The organism is Rhizobacter sp. P5_C2, from assembly GCF_054049715.1.
Window position 1 is genome coordinate 13,606 of the sequence record NZ_JBFULV010000075.1, and the last position, 19,040, is coordinate 32,645.

Consider the following 19,040-nt stretch of genomic DNA (forward strand, 5'->3'; position numbering starts at 1 on the left):
CTCGGCTCCGTGGGTGCATCGCCAAACTCCCTCCACTCACTTCGTTCGTTGTGGTCAAACAGTGGCGATGAGTCAGTCTACGAAGCGCGCTGGCGCGCGCCACCCCCGAAGCCGAGCTTCTTCGTCGCCTCAGAAATCGCCCCCAGCCCATTCCCTCACCCCCCGCGAAGCACCACCAGCTCTTGTTGGGGGGAAAAGATTGAAGTGACCGACGAGCACGCGAGCGCCCGCACGCTCGTCGGTCACTTCAATCTTTTCCCCCCAAACACAGCACGGCGGTTCCGCAAAGGCGCGGGTGGGGAGGCTGTGGAGCGCCAATAGGGACGGGGCGCCGGAGCTGGCTGGTTTCATGGCCCGCGTGCGCAGCACGCTTCGTGAACTGACTGTCGCCGACTGTTTGACCACAACGAACGAAGTGAGTGACGGGAGTTTCGGCGACGGGCCATGAAACCAGTCAGCGGAGGGAAGTCTTCGCCCCGAAAGGGGCGAAGACCGCACCGGCCGGCGAGCCACAGCCTCCCCACCCGCGCCTTTGCAAGCGCAGATGGACTCAAGCTTCGCTGTATTCCTTGATCCGGTCGAAGTTCAGGTACTGGTAGACCTTGTCGGACGCCGCCGTCAGCACCCCCATGTCCGCCATGTACTCGTCCTTCGTCGGAATGCGCCCGAGCTTCGAGCAGATCGACGCCAGCTCGGCCGAACCCAGGTAGACGTTGCTGTTCTTGCCCAGCCGGTTCGGGAAGTTGCGCGTGCTGGTCGAGAACACCGTCGCGCCTTCCTTCACCTGCGCCTGGTTGCCCATGCACAGGCTGCAACCCGGCATCTCCATGCGGGCACCCGCCGTGCCGAGCACGCCGTAGTGGCCTTCCTCGGTCAGCTGGTGCGCATCCATCTTGGTGGGCGGTGCCACCCACAGCTTCACGGGAATGTCGCGCTTGCCCTCGAGCAGCTTGCTGGCCGCCCGGAAGTGGCCGATGTTCGTCATGCACGAACCGATGAACACCTCGTCGATCTTCGCGCCCGACACCTCGGCCAGCGTCTTCACGTCGTCCGGGTCGTTCGGGCACGCGACGATCGGCTCGTGCACGTCGGCCAGGTCGATCTCGATCACCGCCGCGTAGTCGGCATCGGCATCGCCCTTCAGCAGCTGCGGGTTCGCGAGCCAGGCCTCTTGCGCGGCGATGCGGCGCTCCAGCGTGCGCGCATCGGCATACCCCTGCGCGATCATCCACTTCATCAGCGTGATATTGCTGTTGATGTACTCGATGATCGGTTCCTTGTTCAGGTGCACCGTGCAGCCGGCGGCCGAACGCTCGGCCGACGCATCGCTCAGCTCGAAGGCCTGCTCCACCTTCAGTTCGGGCAGCCCCTCGATCTCGAGGATGCGGCCCGAGAAAATGTTCTTCTTGCTCTTCTTCTCGACCGTCAGCAGTCCCTGCTTGATCGCATACAGCGGGATCGCGTTGACCAGGTCGCGCAGCGTGACGCCCGGCTGCATCGTGCCCTTGAAGCGCACCAGCACGCTCTCCGGCATGTCCAGCGGCATCACGCCGGTGGCCGCGGCGAACGCGACCAACCCCGAGCCCGCCGGGAAGCTGATGCCGATCGGGAAGCGGGTGTGGCTGTCGCCACCGGTGCCGACCGTATCCGGCAGCAGGAAACGGTTCAGCCAGCTGTGGATCACGCCGTCACCCGGGCGCAGCGAGATGCCGCCCCGCGTGCTGATGAACTCCGGCAGCTCGTGGTGCATCTTCACGTCGACCGGCTTCGGGTAGGCCGCGGTGTGGCAGAAGCTCTGCATCACCAGGTCGGCGCTGAAGCCCAGGCAGGCCAGGTCCTTCAGCTCGTCGCGCGTCATCGGGCCGGTGGTGTCCTGCGACCCCACGCTGGTCATGCGCGGCTCGCAGTACGTGCCGGGGCGCACGCCCTGCTGCTGGCCGTTGACGACCGGCAGCCCGCAGGCCTTGCCGACCATCTTCTGCGCCAGCGAGTAGCCCTTCTTGGTATCGACCGGGCTCTGCGGCAGGCGGAACAGCGTCGACGGCGCCAGGCCCAGTGCCTCGCGCGCCTTCGCGGTCAGGCCGCGGCCGACGATCAGCGGAATGCGGCCGCCGGCGCGCACTTCGTCGAACAGCACCTCGCTCTTGACCTTGAACTCGGCGATCACCTGGCCGTTCTTCAGCGCCTTGCCTTCATACGGGCGCAGCTCGACCACGTCGCCCATCGCCATCTGGCTCACGTCGAGCTCGATCGGCAGCGCACCGGCGTCTTCCATCGTGTTGTAGAAGATCGGCGCGATCTTGTTGCCCAGGCACACGCCGCCGAAACGCTTGTTCGGCACGTACGGAATGTCTTCACCGGTAAACCACAGCACCGAGTTGGTGGCCGACTTGCGGCTGGAGCCGGTGCCGACCACGTCGCCGACGTAGGCCACCAGGTTGCCCTTGGCGCGCAGGTCCTCGATGAACTTGATCGGGCCGCGCTTGCCGTCTTCTTCCGGGGTGATTCCCGGGCGCGCGTTCTTCAGCATCGCCAGCGCGTGCAGCGGGATGTCGGGGCGGCTCCAGGCGTCAGGCGCCGGCGACAGGTCGTCGGTGTTGGTCTCGCCACCCACCTTGAAGACGCTGACGGTGATCGACGCCGGCACCTCGGGGCGCGACGTGAACCATTCGGCATCGGCCCAGCTCTGCAGCACCGCGCGAGCGTGGTCGTTGCCCTTGTCGGCCTTGAGCTTCACGTCGTGGAACTGGTCGAACATCAGCAAGGTGCCCTTCAGGCCCTTGGCGGCGACGGCGCCGACCGCGGCGTCGTCCAGCAGGTCGATCAGCGGGCTGATGTTGTAGCCGCCGAGCATCGTGCCCAGCAGCTCGGTCGCCAGCTCGCGGGAAATCAATGAATTGGCTTCGGTGCCATGCGCGACGGCGGCAAGGTACGAGGCCTTGACCTTGGCCGCATCGTCCACGCCGGCGGGCACGCGGTGGGTCAGCAGGTAGACCAGGTTGGCGCCTTCACCGGCCGGCGGCGCCTTCAGCAGCTCGATCAGTTCGGCGGTCTGCGCGGCCGACAGCGGCAGCGGCGGAATGCCGAGGGTGGCGCGTTCGGCAACGTGTTGGCGATAGGCTTGAAGCATGCGGTTCTCCGGGGGCAATGACGTTCAGGGAAAGGAAAGCCCTGCAGCCGCATTGCGCGGATCTGCCAGGCGCCGGCCGCCGGTCGTCGTCGCGACCCGAGGCACAGGGAACGAAAAAACGGGGGCAGGGCGCTGGCTAGATCTCCGGAGACCGTCGGCGTTTACTTGCCGGCAGCCGCAGCGGCAGCGCGTTGCTTCTCGTGGACGCAGCCGTCGACCAGGCGCTGGCCGACCTTGGTGTCCATCAGCATCGACTTGTTGGCGATCTGCAGCAGCAGCGCGACGCCCTTGACGTCTTCCAGGCGCAGCGCGCCCGTCGACGAGGACACCGGCTTCATCGTGAACAGCTTCTTCCCGAAGGCCACGTCGACGTAACCGGGGAATTTCGGGTTGATCGAGACGTCGATCTTCTGGTTGAACTCGCATTCGTACGGGCCGTACAGCGTGCGCTCGGCGGCGTCGAGCTGGGCCTGGTCGGCTTGCGGCAGCGTGGCTTCGACCTTCTTGGGCGGCGCCTTCTTCGCGGCGGCGGCTGCCGGCTTCGCGGCCGGCTTGGCCGGGGTGGCGGGATCGGCGGCCATCGCAGCGGCCGAGGTCAGGCCGAAGGCCAGGGCAAGAATCAGATTGCGGGACATCGTGTCGCTCCAACAGGTTGTGAGAAGGAGCGATTGTGGAGGTGGGTGGTGGCACACATCGGGGGCCAACCCGCGTCTTTGAAACAATTTGATGGCTTGTTGCGCACTTGCCGCGCGCAGGCGTGGAAAACATCACGACCCCTCCGCGAAGAAGGCCTGCCGCACCTCGATCGGCAGCGGCTGTCCGGTGCGGGCGGCGCGCTCCAGCACGTGCCAGTAGTAGCGGTAGCTGGCCCGGTCGTGCAGCGTGTCGCGGTGGCTGGTCGGCGCCCAGTGGGCGGCCTGCGCTGCCATCAGGATCTCGGTCGCGAGGTCGGTCTCGGCGGCGGTCGGCGCGAACGCATCGACGATGGTGCGGATCTGGTCGGGGTGGATGCTCCACATGCGCAGGTAACCGAGCTGGCGCGAGGCCTTGGCCGCAGCGTTTTGCAGCAGATCGAGCTTGCGGAATTCGGTGACCACGCAGTGCGACGGCACCTTGCCGTGGCCATGGCAGGCGGCCGAGATCTCCAGCTTGGCGCGCAGCACCAGCGGGTGCTCGAACTGGCCGGTGGCACTCATCGCCTGGTGGCCGATCGCGCCGCGGTGCGCCGAGACGAAATCCATCAGCCCGAACGACAGCGATTCGATGCGCGGGTGCGCGGCGATCGCGTCGACCTCGCGCAACGCGCCGTGCGTCTCGACCAGCGCATGGATCGGGATCTGCCGCGCCAACCCGTGGCGCACGCCGGCGGCGTCGATCGACGAGATCGCCGCCTGCAACTGCGCGAGGCTCTCGACCTTGGGCACCATCAGGTAGGCCAGCTTGGCGCCGGCCTGCTTCACCAGCGTGTCGACATCGGCGTCGAAGGCCGCATCGTCCGGCGCGTGCACGCGGGCGCCGACGCGGCCGTGGCGGTTGGCGGCCGACATCACGAACGACGCGACCATCTGCGCATGCTCGGCCTCGCCGCCGACCGGCGCGCCGTCTTCGCAATCGAGCGTGATGTCGAACACCGGGCCGAGCTCGGCCTGCAGCGCGAGGCTCTTGTGCATGCGGGCCTCGACGCCGGCGTAGTGGTCGCAGACGGGCAGGGCGGGCGTGCGGTCGCCGGCGCCGAACAGGATGTCACGCGGGTGGATGGTCATCACGCCGCCTTCTTCGCGACGATGAACAACCGCGGGAACGCCAGCAGCAGCCGGCCGTCCGCATGCGCCGGGTAGGCCTCGGCGATGCGGCGGGTGTAGGCCTCGAGGAACGAGGCGCGCAGCGGGGGCGACAGCGGGTCGATGAACGGCTTCAGCCCGGTGGCGCGCACCCATTCGACGATCGCGGCGGCATCGGCCATCGGGTGTTGGTAGGCGGTGCGCCACACCTGCACCCGCGCGGCCAGCGGTGCCAGCAGGTCGTAGTAGCCGCCGACGCCGAGCATCGGCGTGCGCTTGCGGTCGGCATCGCCGATCGGCTCGGCCCAGGGCGCGAGCGCGGCGGTCTCGCGCATCAGCCGGTGGGTCGGCTCGTCGCGGTTGTCGGGCATCTGGATCGCGAGCGTGCCGCCCGGTGCGAGTTCGGCGAACAGCCGCGGCAGCAGCGCCGCGTGGTCGGGCACCCATTGCAGCGAGGCGTTCGCGTAGATCAGCGCGGCGGGCGATGTGGCCCGCCACGTGGAGATGTCGCTGAGTTCGAAGCGGCTGCCCGGCAGGCGCTCACGCGCGCTGGCGAGCATCGCCGCGGAGCTGTCGGTGCCGACAACCTGCGCGCCGGCAAAGCGCCGGACCAGCAGCTCGGTCGAGTTGCCCGGCCCGCAGCCGAGGTCGAACACCGGGCCGGACGGAATGGAATCCACCTGCGCCAGCAGATCGCGCGCCGGGCGCGTGCGCTCGTCCTCGAATTGCTTGTACAGGTCGGGATTCCAGTCGCTCATCGCTTGCTCCATCCATCGCGGGTCGAAAAAAAGGCCGGATGGAGTCCGGCCTTCTCTCGGGCCCGCAGCCGTGCTCACAGCAGGTGCTTGACGCCTTCCTGCTCTTCTTGCAGTTCTTTCAGCGTCAGGTTGATGCGCTCTTGCGAGAACGCGTCGATCGCCAGGCCTTCGACCAGCTTGTATTCGCCGCCGGCGGTGGTCACCGGGAAGCCGAACATCGTGTCCTTCGGGATGCCGTACTGGCCGTCGGACGCGATGCCCATCGTGACCCACTTGCCGTTGCTGCCCAGCGCCCAGTCGCGCATGTGGTCGATCGCGGCGTTGGCGGCCGACGCGGCAGAACTGAGGCCGCGTGCTTCGATGATCGCGGCGCCGCGCTTGCCGACGGTCGGCAGGAACGTGTCCTTGTTCCACACGTCGTCGTTGATCAGCTCCTTGACCGGCTTGCCGTCGATCGTCGCGAAGCGGTAGTCGGCGTACATCGTCGGCGAGTGGTTGCCCCACACGGTCAGCTTCTCGATGCTCGACACCGGCTTGCCGGTCTTGGCGGCGATCTGCGACGCGGCGCGGTTGTGGTCCAGGCGCAGCATCGCGGTGAAGTTCTTGCGCGGCAGGTCGGGCGCGCTCTTCATTGCGATGTAGGCGTTGGTGTTGGCCGGGTTGCCGACCACCAGCACCTTGACGTTGCGCGACGCGACGGCGTTCAGCGCCTTGCCTTGCGCGGTGAAGATCTGCGCGTTGGCGGCCAGCAGGTCCTTGCGCTCCATGCCGGGGCCGCGCGGGCGGGCACCGACCAGCAGTGCGTAATCGGTGTCCTTGAAGGCGGTGTTGGCATCGCCGTGCGCTTCCATGCCGGCCAGCAGCGGGAACGCGCAATCGTCGAGTTCCATCATCACGCCCTTCAGCGCCTTCTGGGCTTTTTCATCAGGGATCTCGAGCAGCTGCAGGATCACCGGCTGGTCCTTGCCCAGCATCTCGCCCGAGGCGATACGGAACAGCAGGGCATAGCCGATCTGGCCGGCGGCACCGGTGACGGCAACGCGAACGGGTTTCTTGCTCATGAGAGGTCTCCGCGGGGTTCAGTGGTGCCTGAAGTGTAGGGCGAGTCTAGGTGGCGACCCTGCCTTCTGTCAAGGATCTTATGTCTTATATAAGACATCTTCCATCAGTCGTGGACGGCGAGGGCCGAGCTGTGCTGCAATCGCGCACTCATGGCCACTTCGATCCCTTCTTCCTCCGCTGTCGCCGCCGCCGGCGAAGCGCCGCCTGCCGACTCCGGCGGGGCGGCCTTCAGCCCGCTGTACCAGCAGATCAAGGGGCTGATCACGCGCAGCCTGCAGAGCGGCGAATGGAAGCCGGGCGAGGCGATCCCGAGCGAGATGGAGCTGGCCGCGCGCTACAAGGTGAGCCAGGGCACGGTGCGCAAGGCGATCGACGCGATGGCCGACGAGAACCTGCTGGTGCGCCGCCAGGGCAAGGGCACCTTCGTCGCGACGCATGCGGAAGAGAAGATCCAGTACCGCTTCCTGCGGCTGATGCCCGACGACGGCGAGATCGGCGGCGCGACACGCCATGTCATCGATTGCCGCCGCCAGCGGCCGGGTGCCGAGATCGCCCGTTCGCTCGAACTGAAAGCCGGCGACGCGGCGATCCAGATCCGCCGGCTGCTGCAGTTCAAGCGCGTGCCGGTGGTGCTGGACGACATCTGGCTGCCGGCGTCACTGTTCAAGGGGCTGACGGCGGAGCGCCTCACCGACTACCGCGGGCCCTTGTACGGCCTGTTCGAAACCGAGTTCGGCGTGCGCATGATCCGCGCCGAGGAGCAGTTGCGGGCGGTGGCGGCCGATGCCGGCGCGGCCGAACTGCTGGGCGTGCCGGTCGGCGAGCCGCTGCTCAGCGTGGAGCGGCTGTCGCGCACCTATGGCGACAAGCCGGTCGAGCTGCGGCGCGGCCTCTACAACACGCGCTCGCATTACTACAGGAACGAGCTCAGCTAGCCGCGAAGGCGCATCATTCGGCCGCGGTTGCTTCGCCGACCCGCACGCGAACGTGCTGCGTTGCAATAAAATCTTTCGATTCGTCTCGCACACAACATGCAAACAAGGTGGGTATGACCGATCTCTCCAAGCCAATCTCCTCACGGAGGCCAGGAACGATGCGTCTGATCGACGCCACCCAATACCGGCTGCCCCTCGCGGGCTGGGTGTCCATCCTGCACCGCGTCAGCGGCCTGCTGATGTTCGTGCTGCTCCCGTTCATCATCTGGATGTTCGACACCAGCCTGACCTCGGAAGTCTCGTACACGCAGTTCACCGGCGTCTTCATGGGCGGCTACGGCTTCATCCCGGCCTGGTTCATCAAGCTGGTGACGCTCGCGCTGATCTGGTCCTACCTGCATCACTTCATTGCCGGCGTGCGCCACCTGTGGATGGACGCGACGCACTCGGTCAGCAAGGAATTCGGCCGCCAGTCGGCCCTCGTCACGCTGGTGCTGAGTGTCCTGCTGACCCTCGTGCTCGGCTGGAAGCTGTTCTTCTGAGGCGCGCCACACCATGACACAAAACTTTGGTTCGAAGCGCCTGGTCGTCGGCGCGCACTACGGCCTGCGCGACTGGATGGCCCAGCGCGCCACCGCGCTGGTGATGGCGTTGTTCACGGTCGCGCTGATCGTGCAGGTGCTGCTGCCGGGCCCGATGGGCTACGACAAGTGGGCGAACATCTTCTCGCGCCAATGGATGAAGGTGCTGACCTTCGTCGTGATCGTCTCGCTGGCCTACCACGTGTGGGTCGGCGTGCGCGACGTGCTGATGGACTACGTGAAGCCGGTCGGCGTGAAGCTGGCGCTGCAGGTGTTCACGCTGGTGTGGCTGGTCGGCTGTGCCGGCTGGGCGATTCAAGTGCTCTGGAGACTCTGACGTGAGCTTTTCCTCTTCCTCGATCTCCAAGCGCAAGTTCGACGTCGTCATCGTCGGCGCCGGCGGCTCGGGCATGCGCGCCTCGCTGCAACTGGCCCGCGCCGGCCTGAACGTCGCCGTGCTGTCCAAGGTGTTCCCGACCCGTTCGCACACGGTGGCCGCGCAAGGCGGCATCGGCGCGTCGCTCGGCAACATGTCGGAAGACAACTGGCATTACCACTTCTTCGACACCGTGAAGGGCTCCGACTGGCTCGGTGACCAGGACGCGATCGAATTCATGTGCCGCGAGGCGCCGAAGGTCGTCTACGAGCTCGAACACTTCGGCATGCCGTTCGACCGCAACCCCGACGGCACCATCTACCAGCGCCCGTTCGGCGGCCACACCGCCAACTACGGCGAGAAGCCGGTGCAGCGCGCCTGCGCCGCCGCCGACCGCACCGGCCACGCGATGCTGCACACGCTGTACCAGCAGAACATCAAGGCGCGCACGCACTTCTTCGTCGAGTGGATGGCGCTCGACCTGATCCGCGACGCCGATGGCGACGTGGTCGGCGTCACCGCGCTCGAGATGGAAACCGGCGAGCTGCACATCCTCGAAGCCAAGACCGTGCTGCTGGCTACCGGCGGGGCAGGGCGCATCTTCGCGGCCTCGACCAACGCCTTCATCAATACCGGCGACGGCCTGGGCATGGCGGCGCGCGCCGGCATCCCGCTGGAAGACATGGAGTTCTGGCAGTTCCACCCGACCGGCGTGGCCGGTGCCGGCGTGCTGCTGACCGAAGGCTGCCGCGGCGAAGGCGCGATCCTGCGCAACAGCGATGGCGAACGCTTCATGGAACGCTATGCGCCGACGCTGAAGGACCTGGCGCCGCGCGATTTCGTCTCGCGCTGCATGGACCAGGAGATCAAGGAAGGGCGCGGCTGCGGTCCGAACAAGGACTACGTCGTGCTCGACATGACCCACCTCGGCACCGAGACGATCATGAAGCGCCTGCCCAGCGTGCTGGAGATCGGCCACAACTTCGCGAACGTCGACATCACGAAGGAGCCGATCCCGGTCGTGCCGACCATCCACTACCAGATGGGCGGCATCCCGACCAACATCCACGGCCAGGTGGTCGTGCCGAAGGACGGCGACCCGAACGCGGTGGTCAACGGGCTGTACGCGGTCGGCGAATGCTCCTGCGTCAGCGTGCACGGCGCGAACCGCCTGGGCACGAACTCGCTGCTCGACCTGCTGGTGTTCGGCCGCGCGGCCGGCAACCACATCGTCGACGCGGCGCTGAAGACCCAGGCCCACAAGCCGCTGCCGGCCGACGCGGCCGAGCGCACGCTGGCCCGGCTGAACAAGTACGAGGCCAGCAGCGGTGGCGAGTACGCGCAGGACGTGGCCAACGACCTGCGCAACTCGATGCAGAAGCATGCCGGCGTGTTCCGCACCCAGGCCACGATGGACGAAGGCGTCGAGCAGGTCAAGGCGATCGCCGAGCGCGTGAAGAACATCCACCTGGCCGACAAGTCCAAGGTGTTCAACACCGCCCGCATCGAGGCGCTGGAGGTCGAGAACCTGATCGAGGCGGCGCTCGCCACGATGGTCTCGGCGGCCGCACGCCACGAAAGCCGCGGCGCGCACACCGTCAACGACTACGCCGATTCGCCGGAGTTCCCGAACGGCCGCAACGACAAGGTCTGGATGAAGCACTCGCTGTGGTACAGCGAAGGCAACCGCCTCGACTACAAGCCCGTCAAGCTCACGCCGCTGACGACGGAATCCATCCCGCCGAAGGTCCGCTCGTTCTGAGCCATCGCCACAAGAACGTCGAAAGCATTTCATGACCAAGCGTGTTTTTCAGATCTATCGCTACGACCCGGACACCGACACCAAGCCGCGCATGCAGACGATCGAGGTCGAACTCGACGGCAGCGAGCGCATGCTGCTCGATGCGCTGATGAAGCTGAAGGCGGTCGACCCGACCATCAGCTTCCGCCGCTCGTGCCGCGAAGGCGTCTGCGGTTCGGACGCGATGAACATCAACGGCAAGAACGGCCTCGCGTGCCTGACCAACATGCGCACGCTGCCCGACGTCGTCGTGCTGAAGCCGCTGCCCGGCCTGCCGGTGGTGCGCGACCTGATCGTCGACATGACGCAGTTCTTCACGCAGTACAACTCGATCAAGCCCTACCTCGTCAACGACATGCCGCCGCCCGAGAAAGAGCGCTTGCAGTCGCCGGAAGAGCGCGAGGAACTGAACGGCCTGTACGAGTGCATCCTGTGCGCCAGCTGCTCGACGAGCTGCCCGAGCTTCTGGTGGAACCCCGACAAGTTCGTCGGCCCCGCCGGGCTGCTGCAGGCCTACCGCTTCATCGCCGACAGCCGCGACCAGGACACCGCCGGCCGCCTCGACAACCTCGAGGACCCGTACCGCCTGTTCCGCTGCCACACCATCATGAATTGCGTCGACGTCTGCCCGAAGGGCCTGAACCCGACGAAGGCGATCGGCAAGATCAAGGAACTGATGGTGCGCCGCGCCGTCTGAACTCCACATGACCGACACGCTGCTCGATGAACGTGCCCTCAGCAAGCTGCGCTGGCGTTGCCGGCGCGGCCTGCTCGAGAACGACCTGTTCGTCGAGCGGTTCTTCGCACGTCATGTGTCATCGCTGACAGTCCGGCAGGCCGAGGGGCTGACCCTGCTGATGGACTTGTCGGACAACGACCTGCTCGACCTGCTGCTCGCCCGCAAGGAACCCGATGGTGACCTGCACCGGGCCGATGTGCTGGAAGTGCTTCAGCTGATGCGCGCCCGGCACTAGACGGCGCGTGCGTATAAAGTCTTACTACCTCTGAAGGAACGCTCATGACCCCGTCCGACGTGAAAGCCACCCTGTCGTTCTCCGATGGCAGCCCTGCGATGGACCTGCCGGTCTACAAGGGCACGATCGGTCCGGACGTGATCGACATCCGCAAGCTGTACGCGCAGACCGGCAAGTTCACCTACGACCCGGGCTTCCTGTCGACCGCCGCCTGCCAGTCGAGCATCACCTACATCGACGGCGACAAGGGCGAGTTGCTGTACCGCGGCTACCCGATCGAGCAGCTCGCGACCAACTGCGACTACCTCGAGACCTGCTACCTGCTGCTGAACGGCGAACTGCCGAACGAAACCGAGAAGACCGATTTCGTCAAGCTGGTGACCAACCACACGATGGTCAACGAGCAGATGCAGTTCTTCCTGCGCGGCTTCCGCCGCGACGCGCACCCGATGGCGGTGCTGACCGGGCTGGTGGGCGGGCTGTCGGCCTTCTATCACGACAGCACCGACATCAACAACCCGAAGCACCGCGAGATCTCGGCGATCCGCCTGATCGCGAAGATGCCGACGCTGGTGGCGATGGCCTACAAGTACGGCATCGGCCAGCCCTACATCTACCCGAAGAACGACCTGTCGTACTCGAGCAACTTCATGCGCATGATGTTCGCGACGCCGTGCGAGGACTACGAGCCGAACGAAGTGCTGGTGCGCGCGATGGACCGCATCTTCATCCTGCATGCCGACCACGAGCAGAACGCGTCCACCTCGACCGTGCGCCTGTGCGGCTCGTCGGGCACCAACCCGTTCGCCGCGATCGCGGCCGGCGTGGCCTGCCTGTGGGGGCCCGCGCACGGCGGCGCCAACGAGGCGGCGCTGAACATGCTGGAAGACGTGCAGAAGATGGGCGGCGTCGAGAAGATCGGCGAGTTCATCAAGCAGGTCAAGGACAAGAACTCCGGCATCAAGCTGATGGGCTTCGGCCACCGCGTCTACAAGAACTACGACCCGCGTGCCAAGCTGATGCGCGAGACCTGCCACGAGGTGCTGAACGCGCTGGGCCTGCAGAACGACCCGCTGTTCAAGCTCGCGATGGAACTCGAGAAGATCGCGCTGGAAGACGAGTACTTCGTCGCCCGCAAGCTGTACCCGAACGTCGACTTCTACTCGGGCATCGTGCAGCGCGCGATCGGCATCCCGGTCAGCCTGTTCACCGCCGTGTTCGCGCTGGCCCGCACCGTCGGCTGGATCGCCCAGCTGAACGAGATGATCGGCGACCCGGAGTACAAGATCGGCCGTCCGCGCCAGCTATTCCACGGTGCCACGCAGCGCAATGTGAAACCGATCGCGCAGCGAAACTGAGCCCCGCCGGCAAGCAGCCTGAACTCACCTCTGCGAAAACCCCGGCCTGGCGCCGGGGTTTTTCATTGTTCAGCGCCTAAAATCCGCAATTCGCCAGAGTTTTCCACCGGAAGCGCCCCATGGCACGAACGCTCTACGACAAGATCTGGGACGAACACGTCGTCCACACCGAAGACGACGGCACCGCCGTCCTCTACATCGATCGCCACCTGGTGCACGAAGTCACCAGCCCGCAGGCGTTCGAGGGCCTGGACCTGGCCCACCGCAAGGTCTGGCGCCTGTCGGCCAACCTGGCGGTCAGCGACCACAACGTGCCGACCACCGACCGCTCGCACGGCATCGCCGACCCGATCTCGAAGCTGCAGGTCGACACGCTGGACGCCAACTGCGACCGCGTCGGCATCACGCAGTTCAAGATGAACGACAAGCGCCAGGGCATCGTCCACGTGATCGGCCCGGAGCAGGGCGCCACGCTGCCCGGCATGACGGTGGTCTGCGGCGATTCGCACACCTCCACGCACGGCGCGTTCGGCGCGCTCGCGCACGGCATCGGCACCAGCGAGGTCGAGCATGTGCTGGCCACGCAGACGCTGCTGGCGCGCAAGGCGAAGAACATGCTCGTCAAGGTGGACGGCATGCTGTCGCGCGGCTGCAGCGCGAAGGACATCGTGCTGGCCATCATCGGCAAGATCGGCACCGCCGGCGGTACCGGCTACACCATCGAATTCGCCGGCAGCGCGATCCGTGCGCTGAGCATGGAAGGCCGCATGACGGTGTGCAACATGGCGATCGAAGCGGGCGCGCGCGCCGGCCTGGTCGGCGTCGACGACACCACCATCGCCTACGTGAAGGGCCGCCCGTTCACGCCGGCCGGCCTCGAATGGGACCATGCGGTCACCTACTGGCGCACGCTGCACACCGACCCGGACGCGCACTTCGATGCCGTCGTCGAGCTCGACGCGTCGACCATCCGCCCGCAGGTCACCTGGGGCACCTCGCCCGAGATGGTGCTGTCCATCGACGACCGCGTGCCCGACCCGGACCGCGAGAAGGACAGCGGCAAGCGCGGCGCGATGGAGCGTGCGCTGCAGTACATGGCGCTCGAGCCGAACAAGCCGATCGCCGACATCCTGATCGACAAGGTGTTCATCGGCTCGTGCACCAACTCGCGCATCGAAGACCTGCGCGAAGCGGCGGCCATCGTGCGCCGCATCGGCGGCAAGCTGGCGAAGAACGTCAAGCTGGCGCTGGTGGTGCCGGGCTCGGGCCTCGTGAAGGAGCAGGCCGAGCGCGAAGGGCTGGACGTGATCTTCCGCGGCGCCGGCTTCGAATGGCGCGAGCCGGGCTGCTCGATGTGCCTCGCGATGAACGCCGACCGGCTCGAGCCGGGCGAGCGCTGCGCTTCCACGTCGAACCGCAACTTCGAAGGCCGCCAGGGCGCCGGTGGGCGCACGCACCTGGTCAGCCCGGCGATGGCGGCCGCGGCCGCGATGCAGGGCCATTTCGTCGACGTGCGTCGGCTGTCCTGAGGAGAGACGGACCATGCAAGCCTTTCGCATCCACACCGGCCTGGTCGCCCCGCTTGACCGCGAGAACGTCGACACCGACGCGATCATCCCGAAGCAGTTCCTGAAGTCGATCAAGAAGTCGGGGTTCGGTCCCAACCTGTTCGACGAATGGCGCTACCTCGACCACGGCGAGCCCGGCCAGGACCCGGCCAGCCGCAAGCGCAACCCCGATTTCGTGCTGAACCAGCCGCGCTACCAGGGCGCCTCGGTGCTGGTCACGCGCAAGAACTTCGGCTGCGGCTCGTCGCGCGAGCACGCGCCGTGGGCGCTCGACCAGTACGGCTTCCGCGCCATCATCGCGCCGAGCTATGCCGACATCTTCTTCAACAACTGCTTCAAGAACGGCCTGCTGCCGATCGTGCTGCCCGAGCACGAGGTGAGCCGCCTGTTCGACGAGGTGAACGCCTTCGTCGGCTACCAGCTGACGATCGACCTGGACCGCCAGGTCGTCGAACGGGCAGGTGGAGAGGCGATCCCTTTCGACGTCCAGCCGTTCCGGAAATTCTGCCTGCTCAACGGCTTTGACGACATCGGCCTGACGCTGCGCCATGCCGACAAGATCCGCGCGTTCGAAGCAGAGCGCCTGTTGCAGAAGCCCTGGCTGGCCCAGCGCGTGTGAAGGAGTGGCCGCCATGCCCTACAGCCGCCTCTATCTCCTGCTGTCGCGGCGCTGGTGGCTGGCCTTCCTGCTGATGGGCATCAGCTTCGTGGTCTTCGGGCTCGCGTCGCTGGACCTGTTGCACACGTTCAGCGCGAACCTGGAGTTCCTGACGACCTATCGCTGGGACGCCGTTCGCGAAGGGGCGCTCTGGCAACTGGGCCAGCTGATCCTGGCGGGGTATGCAGCAGCGGCGTCGTACGTGGTGTTCAAGCTGTGTGAGAAGGTTCTCGTCGAACGGCTGGCCGTCGACAAACGCAAAGGAACTGATTCGTGAAGATTGCGATCCTGCCGGGTGACGGCATCGGGGTGGAGATCATGGCCGAGGCCGTCAAGGTGCTCGGCTGCCTCGACCTGCGCTTCGAGACCGAGAGCGCCGAGGTCGGCGGCGCGGCCTATGCGGCCCACGGCCATCCGCTGCCCGACGCGACGCTCGCGCTGGCGAAGTCGGCCGACGCGGTGCTGTTCGGCGCCGTCGGCGACTGGAAATACGACAAGCTCGAACGCCACCTGCGGCCCGAGCAGGCCATCCTCGGGCTGCGCAAGAACCTGGAGCTGTTCGCCAACTTCCGCCCGGCGATCTGCTACGAGGAGCTGACGCACGCGTCGACGCTGAAGCCCGAGATCGTGGCCGGCCTCGACCTGCTGATCATCCGCGAGCTGACCGGCGACATCTACTTCGGCCAGCCGCGCGGGCGGCGCCAGTCGCCCGATGGCGCGTTTGCCGGCGCCGACGAGGCCTTCGACACGATGCGCTACTCGCGCCCCGAGATCGAACGCATCGCGCACGTCGCGTTCCAGGCCGCGCGCAAGCGCCGCAAGAAGCTGCTGAGCGTCGACAAGGCCAACGTGCTGGAGACCTTCCAGTTCTGGCGCGACGTCGTCACCGAGGTGCATGCGCAGTACCCCGACGTGGCGCTCGAGCACATGTACGTCGACAACGCGGCGATGCAGCTGGTGAAGGACCCGAAGCGGCTCGACGTGATCGTCACCGGCAACATGTTCGGCGACATCCTCAGCGACGAGGCGGCGATGCTGACCGGCTCGATCGGCATGCTGCCTTCCGCCTCGCTGAACGCGAGGAACCAGGGCCTGTACGAGCCCAGCCACGGCTCGGCGCCCGACATCGCCGGCAAGGGCATCGCGAACCCGCTGGCCACCATCCTGTCGGCCGCGATGATGCTGCGCTTCAGCCTGAACCAGGAAGCCGCGGCACAGCGCATCGAGGCGGCCGTCAAGGCGGTGCTGGCAAAGGGGCTGCGCACCGCCGATATTCACAGTGAAGGCACCACGAAGGTGGGCACGAAGGAGATGGGCGACGCTGTTGTCGCCCACCTGAAAGCGAACGGCTGACCCGACGCGCTTTCGACGAAACCCTTCACGAACGAATTCAACAGACAGGACAGAAAGATGGCAACGAGATTGGTCGGCCTGGTGGGCTGGCGTGGCATGGTGGGGTCGGTGCTGATCGACCGCATGGCGCAAGAGAACGACTTCGAACTGATCGAGCCGGTGTTCTTCAGCACCAGCAACGCCGGCGGCAAGGCGCCTGCCTACGCGAAGAACGAGACCACGCTGCAGGACGCGAACGACATCGAGGCGCTGAAGCGCTGCGAGATCGTCATCACCTGCCAGGGCGGCGACTACACCAACGAGGTCTACCCGAAGCTGCGCAATGCCGGCTGGAACGGCCACTGGATCGACGCGGCCTCGTCGCTGCGCATGAAGGACAACGCCGTCATCGTGCTCGACCCGGTCAACATGCCGGTGATCAAGAACGCACTGGCCGCCGGCCAGCGCGACTGGATCGGCGGCAACTGCACCGTCAGCTGCATGCTGATGGGCGTGGGCGCGCTGTACAAGGCGGGCCTGGTTGAGTGGATGAGCACGCAGACCTACCAGGCGGCCTCGGGCGGCGGTGCGCAGCACATGCGCGAGCTGCTGACGCAGTTCGGCACGCTGAACGCCGAGGTGCGCTCGCTGCTCGACGACCCGAAGAGCGCGATCCTCGAGATCGACCGCAAGGTCGCCGCGAAGCAGCGCTCACTCTCCGACGCCGAGACCGCCAACTTCGGTGCGCCACTCGCCGGCAGCCTGATTCCCTGGATCGACAAGGACCTGGGCAACGGCATGAGCAAGGAAGAGTGGAAGGGCGAGGCCGAGACCAACAAGATCCTCGGCCAGGGCGCGGCCTTCGGCACGCCGGCCGTGCCGGTCGACGGCTTCTGCGTGCGCGTCGGCGCGATGCGTTGCCACAGCCAGGCGCTGACGTTCAAGCTCAAGAAAGACGTGCCTTTGGCCGACATCGAAGCGTTGATCGCCAACGACAACGCCTGGGTCAAGGTCGTGCCGAACACGCGCGAGGCGACGCTTGCGGACCTGACGCCGGTGGCCGTGACCGGCACGATGACGATTCCAGTCGGGCGTTTGCGCAAGATGGCGATGGGGCCGGAGTACCTCGGCGCCTTCACCATCGGCGATCAACTGTTGTGGGGTGCGGCCGAACCGCTGCGCCGCATGCTGAGAATTCTGCTGTCGTGACAGGAAGTTACCAATGAAGACGGGGTGTCCGGTTGCGTTGCCATACTGCAACAGGATACTCCCGGGAAGCGCCGAATCCCGGCCCCGGCGGGAATGTCAGCCATTGCATGAGCTTGTCTTCGTATCTAGTTGATGTTATTGTGTTTTCTACTGCGCCTGGGGTGCGTGCTTAAAAAACGGCCGTCCGAATGCGGTTGTCCATAAGAACTATGCCAATCGACGGGAGCCCTTGCACACTGCCCGTCACCTCCACTTGGGAGACGCCTTGAAAAGAAATTCGCTGTTCGCTCGCCGCTTTGCACTGACTGGCGTGGCCATCGCTGCCATGTGCCTGTCTGCCACCAACGCCTGGGCGCTCGGCCTCGGCCGCTTGGCGGTTCAGTCGGCGCTTGGTGAAACCCTGCGCGCGGAGATCGACGTCACGAGCCTGACGCCCGAAGAAGCGTCGAACCTGAACGTGCGCATCGCGCCGCCGGAGTCGTACCGCGCCGCCGGCGTCGACTACAACCAGGTGCTGCCGGCCACGCAGGTCGTGCTGCAGCGCCGTCCCGACGGCCGCTCCTTCCTGAAGGTCACGAGCGATCGCGCCGTGCAGGAGCCCTTCGTCGACGTGATCCTCGAGATCACCTGGTCGACCGGCCGCCTGGTCCGCGAATACACGATGCTGTTCGACCCGCCGTCGACGCGCACGCTGGCCGCCGCGCCGCCGGCCACGTCGCCGGCGCTGTCGTCGTCCACCGAAACTGCTGCGGCTGCTGCGCCCGCTTCGGCGCCGCGTGCGACCCGCCCGGCACCGGTGCCGCGCCCCGCCGTCACCGGCGATGCGCCGCCGGCACCGGCCCGCAACACGCCGCGCGTTGCTGCCGCACCGTCCGCCGACACCGGCGTCGAGGCTGGCTCGGGCGCCGACGAGTACAAGGTCAAACCGGGCGACACGCTGTCGCGCATTGCCGGCAACACCAAGCGTCCGGGCGTCTCGCTCGACCAGATGCTGGCGTCGCTGTACCAGGGTAACCCGGACGCCTTCCTGAACAACAACATGAACCGGCTGAAGGCCGGTGCCGTGCTGGCCGTGCCGTCCGCCGAGACCGCGAAGGCCATCACGCCGACCGAAGCGCGCCAGCTGATCCAGGCCCAGAGCGCCGACTTCGGCGCCTACCGCCAGCGTCTGGCCAGCGGCGTGGCACCGTCGAAGGTCGAGGGCGCATCGCGCCAGACCAGCGGCACCGTGCAGGCCGAGGTCGACGACCGCAAGAAGGCCGCCGCCCCGACGCCGGACAAGCTGACGCTGAGCAAGGGCACCGCGTCGACGCCGGAAGCGAAGGTCGCGAAGGAACGCGAGGCGAAGGCAAACTCGTCGCGTGTCGCCGAACTGTCGAAGAACGTCGAAGAGCTGAAGAAGCTCGGCCAGGCTTCGGCTGGTGCCAAGGCGGGCTCGCCGGCGCAAGCCCCGGCCCCGGCCGCGGTGAACGTGCCGGTCAAGCCGCCCGTCGTCACGCCGCCGCCGCCCCCGGCTC

The 19,040-nt window shown here is 66.7% G+C and carries 18 protein-coding genes; 13 read left to right on the forward strand and 5 right to left on the reverse strand.

Annotated elements, in window-relative coordinates; all coding sequences use genetic code 11:
- Positions 1-550 precede the first annotated feature (550 nt).
- The 5 genes from ACXJLU_RS23650 to ACXJLU_RS23670 all read right to left on the reverse strand — a co-directional run bounded on the left by ACXJLU_RS23650 (position 551) and on the right by ACXJLU_RS23670 (position 6,730).
- Positions 551-3,130, reverse strand: coding sequence for a bifunctional aconitate hydratase 2/2-methylisocitrate dehydratase (locus ACXJLU_RS23650; RefSeq protein WP_457335191.1), 2,580 nt, complete (start codon positions 3,128-3,130; stop codon positions 551-553).
- Positions 3,131-3,291: 161 nt separating this feature from the next.
- A complete protein-coding gene (locus ACXJLU_RS23655; protein WP_457335193.1) occupies positions 3,292-3,765 on the reverse strand; it encodes a hypothetical protein in 474 nt (157 codons plus the stop codon).
- A 132-nt stretch (positions 3,766-3,897) separates the two neighbouring features.
- Complete coding sequence (locus ACXJLU_RS23660; protein WP_457335195.1) at positions 3,898-4,893, reverse strand: HpcH/HpaI aldolase/citrate lyase family protein; 996 nt, start codon at positions 4,891-4,893, stop codon at positions 3,898-3,900.
- Positions 4,893-5,669, reverse strand: a complete 777-nt coding sequence (tam, locus tag ACXJLU_RS23665) for a trans-aconitate 2-methyltransferase (RefSeq protein ID WP_457335197.1) — start codon at positions 5,667-5,669, stop codon at positions 4,893-4,895. Before tam ends, ACXJLU_RS23660 begins: the two co-directional genes overlap by 1 nt.
- Before the next feature lie 74 nt (positions 5,670-5,743).
- Entirely contained in the window at positions 5,744-6,730 is a 987-nt protein-coding gene (locus ACXJLU_RS23670; RefSeq protein WP_073465429.1) for a malate dehydrogenase, read from the reverse strand.
- A gap of 150 nt (positions 6,731-6,880) precedes the next feature.
- Here ACXJLU_RS23670 and ACXJLU_RS23675 point away from each other — a divergent pair, with 150 nt between their 5' ends.
- The 13 genes from ACXJLU_RS23675 to ACXJLU_RS23735 all read left to right on the forward strand — a co-directional run.
- The gene (locus ACXJLU_RS23675; RefSeq protein WP_457335199.1) at positions 6,881-7,666 is read left to right on the forward strand and encodes a GntR family transcriptional regulator; all 786 of its coding nucleotides are present in this window, start codon (positions 6,881-6,883) and stop codon (positions 7,664-7,666) included.
- A 113-nt stretch (positions 7,667-7,779) separates the two neighbouring features.
- Entirely contained in the window at positions 7,780-8,208 is a 429-nt protein-coding gene (gene sdhC, locus ACXJLU_RS23680) for a succinate dehydrogenase, cytochrome b556 subunit (protein ID WP_073465430.1), read from the forward strand.
- Positions 8,209-8,221: 13 nt separating this feature from the next.
- Entirely contained in the window at positions 8,222-8,584 is a 363-nt protein-coding gene (sdhD, locus tag ACXJLU_RS23685; protein ID WP_073465431.1) for a succinate dehydrogenase, hydrophobic membrane anchor protein, read from the forward strand.
- Between the two features lie 73 nt (positions 8,585-8,657).
- Positions 8,658-10,385 (forward strand): succinate dehydrogenase flavoprotein subunit, encoded by a 1,728-nt coding sequence (sdhA, locus tag ACXJLU_RS23690; RefSeq protein ID WP_457335213.1) that lies wholly within the window; start codon positions 8,658-8,660, stop codon positions 10,383-10,385.
- Between the two features lie 31 nt (positions 10,386-10,416).
- On the forward strand, positions 10,417-11,121 hold the full coding sequence (locus ACXJLU_RS23695; protein ID WP_056811792.1) for a succinate dehydrogenase iron-sulfur subunit: 705 nt from the start codon (positions 10,417-10,419) through the stop codon (positions 11,119-11,121).
- A 7-nt stretch (positions 11,122-11,128) separates the two neighbouring features.
- A complete protein-coding gene (locus tag ACXJLU_RS23700) occupies positions 11,129-11,398 on the forward strand; it encodes an FAD assembly factor SdhE (protein WP_457335202.1) in 270 nt (89 codons plus the stop codon).
- 44 nt (positions 11,399-11,442) lie between these two features.
- Positions 11,443-12,756, forward strand: a complete 1,314-nt coding sequence (gene gltA / locus ACXJLU_RS23705) for a citrate synthase (protein WP_073465433.1) — start codon at positions 11,443-11,445, stop codon at positions 12,754-12,756.
- A gap of 119 nt (positions 12,757-12,875) precedes the next feature.
- Complete coding sequence (gene leuC / locus ACXJLU_RS23710; protein WP_457335204.1) at positions 12,876-14,285, forward strand: 3-isopropylmalate dehydratase large subunit; 1,410 nt, start codon at positions 12,876-12,878, stop codon at positions 14,283-14,285.
- Between the two features lie 13 nt (positions 14,286-14,298).
- The gene (leuD, locus tag ACXJLU_RS23715; RefSeq protein WP_073465435.1) at positions 14,299-14,943 is read left to right on the forward strand and encodes a 3-isopropylmalate dehydratase small subunit; all 645 of its coding nucleotides are present in this window, start codon (positions 14,299-14,301) and stop codon (positions 14,941-14,943) included.
- Between the two features lie 13 nt (positions 14,944-14,956).
- Positions 14,957-15,259: a hypothetical protein gene (locus ACXJLU_RS23720; RefSeq protein WP_143171463.1), complete on the forward strand. Its 303-nt coding sequence runs from the start codon at positions 14,957-14,959 to the stop codon at positions 15,257-15,259.
- Positions 15,256-16,335: a 3-isopropylmalate dehydrogenase gene (leuB, locus tag ACXJLU_RS23725; protein ID WP_457335207.1), complete on the forward strand. Its 1,080-nt coding sequence runs from the start codon at positions 15,256-15,258 to the stop codon at positions 16,333-16,335. The genes ACXJLU_RS23720 and leuB overlap by 4 nt, the downstream gene beginning before the upstream one ends.
- A 57-nt stretch (positions 16,336-16,392) precedes the next feature.
- Entirely contained in the window at positions 16,393-17,523 is a 1,131-nt protein-coding gene (gene asd, locus ACXJLU_RS23730) for an aspartate-semialdehyde dehydrogenase (protein WP_457335209.1), read from the forward strand.
- 310 nt (positions 17,524-17,833) lie between these two features.
- Positions 17,834-19,040, forward strand: a 1,207-nt coding sequence (locus ACXJLU_RS23735) for a type IV pilus assembly protein FimV (RefSeq protein WP_457335211.1), incomplete at its 3' end; no start/stop codon positions are given.

Excerpts from the sequence above, each read along its gene's own strand:
- ACXJLU_RS23650 (WP_457335191.1), bottom strand. The coding sequence starts at position 3,130 with ATGCTTCAAGCCTATCGCCAACACGTTGCCGAACGCGCCACCCTCGGC.
- ACXJLU_RS23655 (WP_457335193.1), bottom strand. The coding sequence starts at position 3,765 with ATGTCCCGCAATCTGATTCTTGCCCTGGCCTTCGGCCTGACCTCGGCC.
- ACXJLU_RS23660 (WP_457335195.1), bottom strand. The coding sequence starts at position 4,893 with ATGACCATCCACCCGCGTGACATCCTGTTCGGCGCCGGCGACCGCACG.
- tam (WP_457335197.1), bottom strand. The coding sequence starts at position 5,669 with ATGAGCGACTGGAATCCCGACCTGTACAAGCAATTCGAGGACGAGCGC.
- ACXJLU_RS23670 (WP_073465429.1), bottom strand. The coding sequence starts at position 6,730 with ATGAGCAAGAAACCCGTTCGCGTTGCCGTCACCGGTGCCGCCGGCCAG.
- ACXJLU_RS23675 (WP_457335199.1), top strand. The coding sequence starts at position 6,881 with ATGGCCACTTCGATCCCTTCTTCCTCCGCTGTCGCCGCCGCCGGCGAA.
- sdhC (WP_073465430.1), top strand. The coding sequence starts at position 7,780 with ATGACCGATCTCTCCAAGCCAATCTCCTCACGGAGGCCAGGAACGATG.
- sdhD (WP_073465431.1), top strand. The coding sequence starts at position 8,222 with ATGACACAAAACTTTGGTTCGAAGCGCCTGGTCGTCGGCGCGCACTAC.
- sdhA (WP_457335213.1), top strand. The coding sequence starts at position 8,658 with ATGCGCGCCTCGCTGCAACTGGCCCGCGCCGGCCTGAACGTCGCCGTG.
- ACXJLU_RS23695 (WP_056811792.1), top strand. The coding sequence starts at position 10,417 with ATGACCAAGCGTGTTTTTCAGATCTATCGCTACGACCCGGACACCGAC.
- ACXJLU_RS23700 (WP_457335202.1), top strand. The coding sequence starts at position 11,129 with ATGACCGACACGCTGCTCGATGAACGTGCCCTCAGCAAGCTGCGCTGG.
- gltA (WP_073465433.1), top strand. The coding sequence starts at position 11,443 with ATGACCCCGTCCGACGTGAAAGCCACCCTGTCGTTCTCCGATGGCAGC.
- leuC (WP_457335204.1), top strand. The coding sequence starts at position 12,876 with ATGGCACGAACGCTCTACGACAAGATCTGGGACGAACACGTCGTCCAC.
- leuD (WP_073465435.1), top strand. The coding sequence starts at position 14,299 with ATGCAAGCCTTTCGCATCCACACCGGCCTGGTCGCCCCGCTTGACCGC.
- ACXJLU_RS23720 (WP_143171463.1), top strand. The coding sequence starts at position 14,957 with ATGCCCTACAGCCGCCTCTATCTCCTGCTGTCGCGGCGCTGGTGGCTG.
- asd (WP_457335209.1), top strand. The coding sequence starts at position 16,393 with ATGGCAACGAGATTGGTCGGCCTGGTGGGCTGGCGTGGCATGGTGGGG.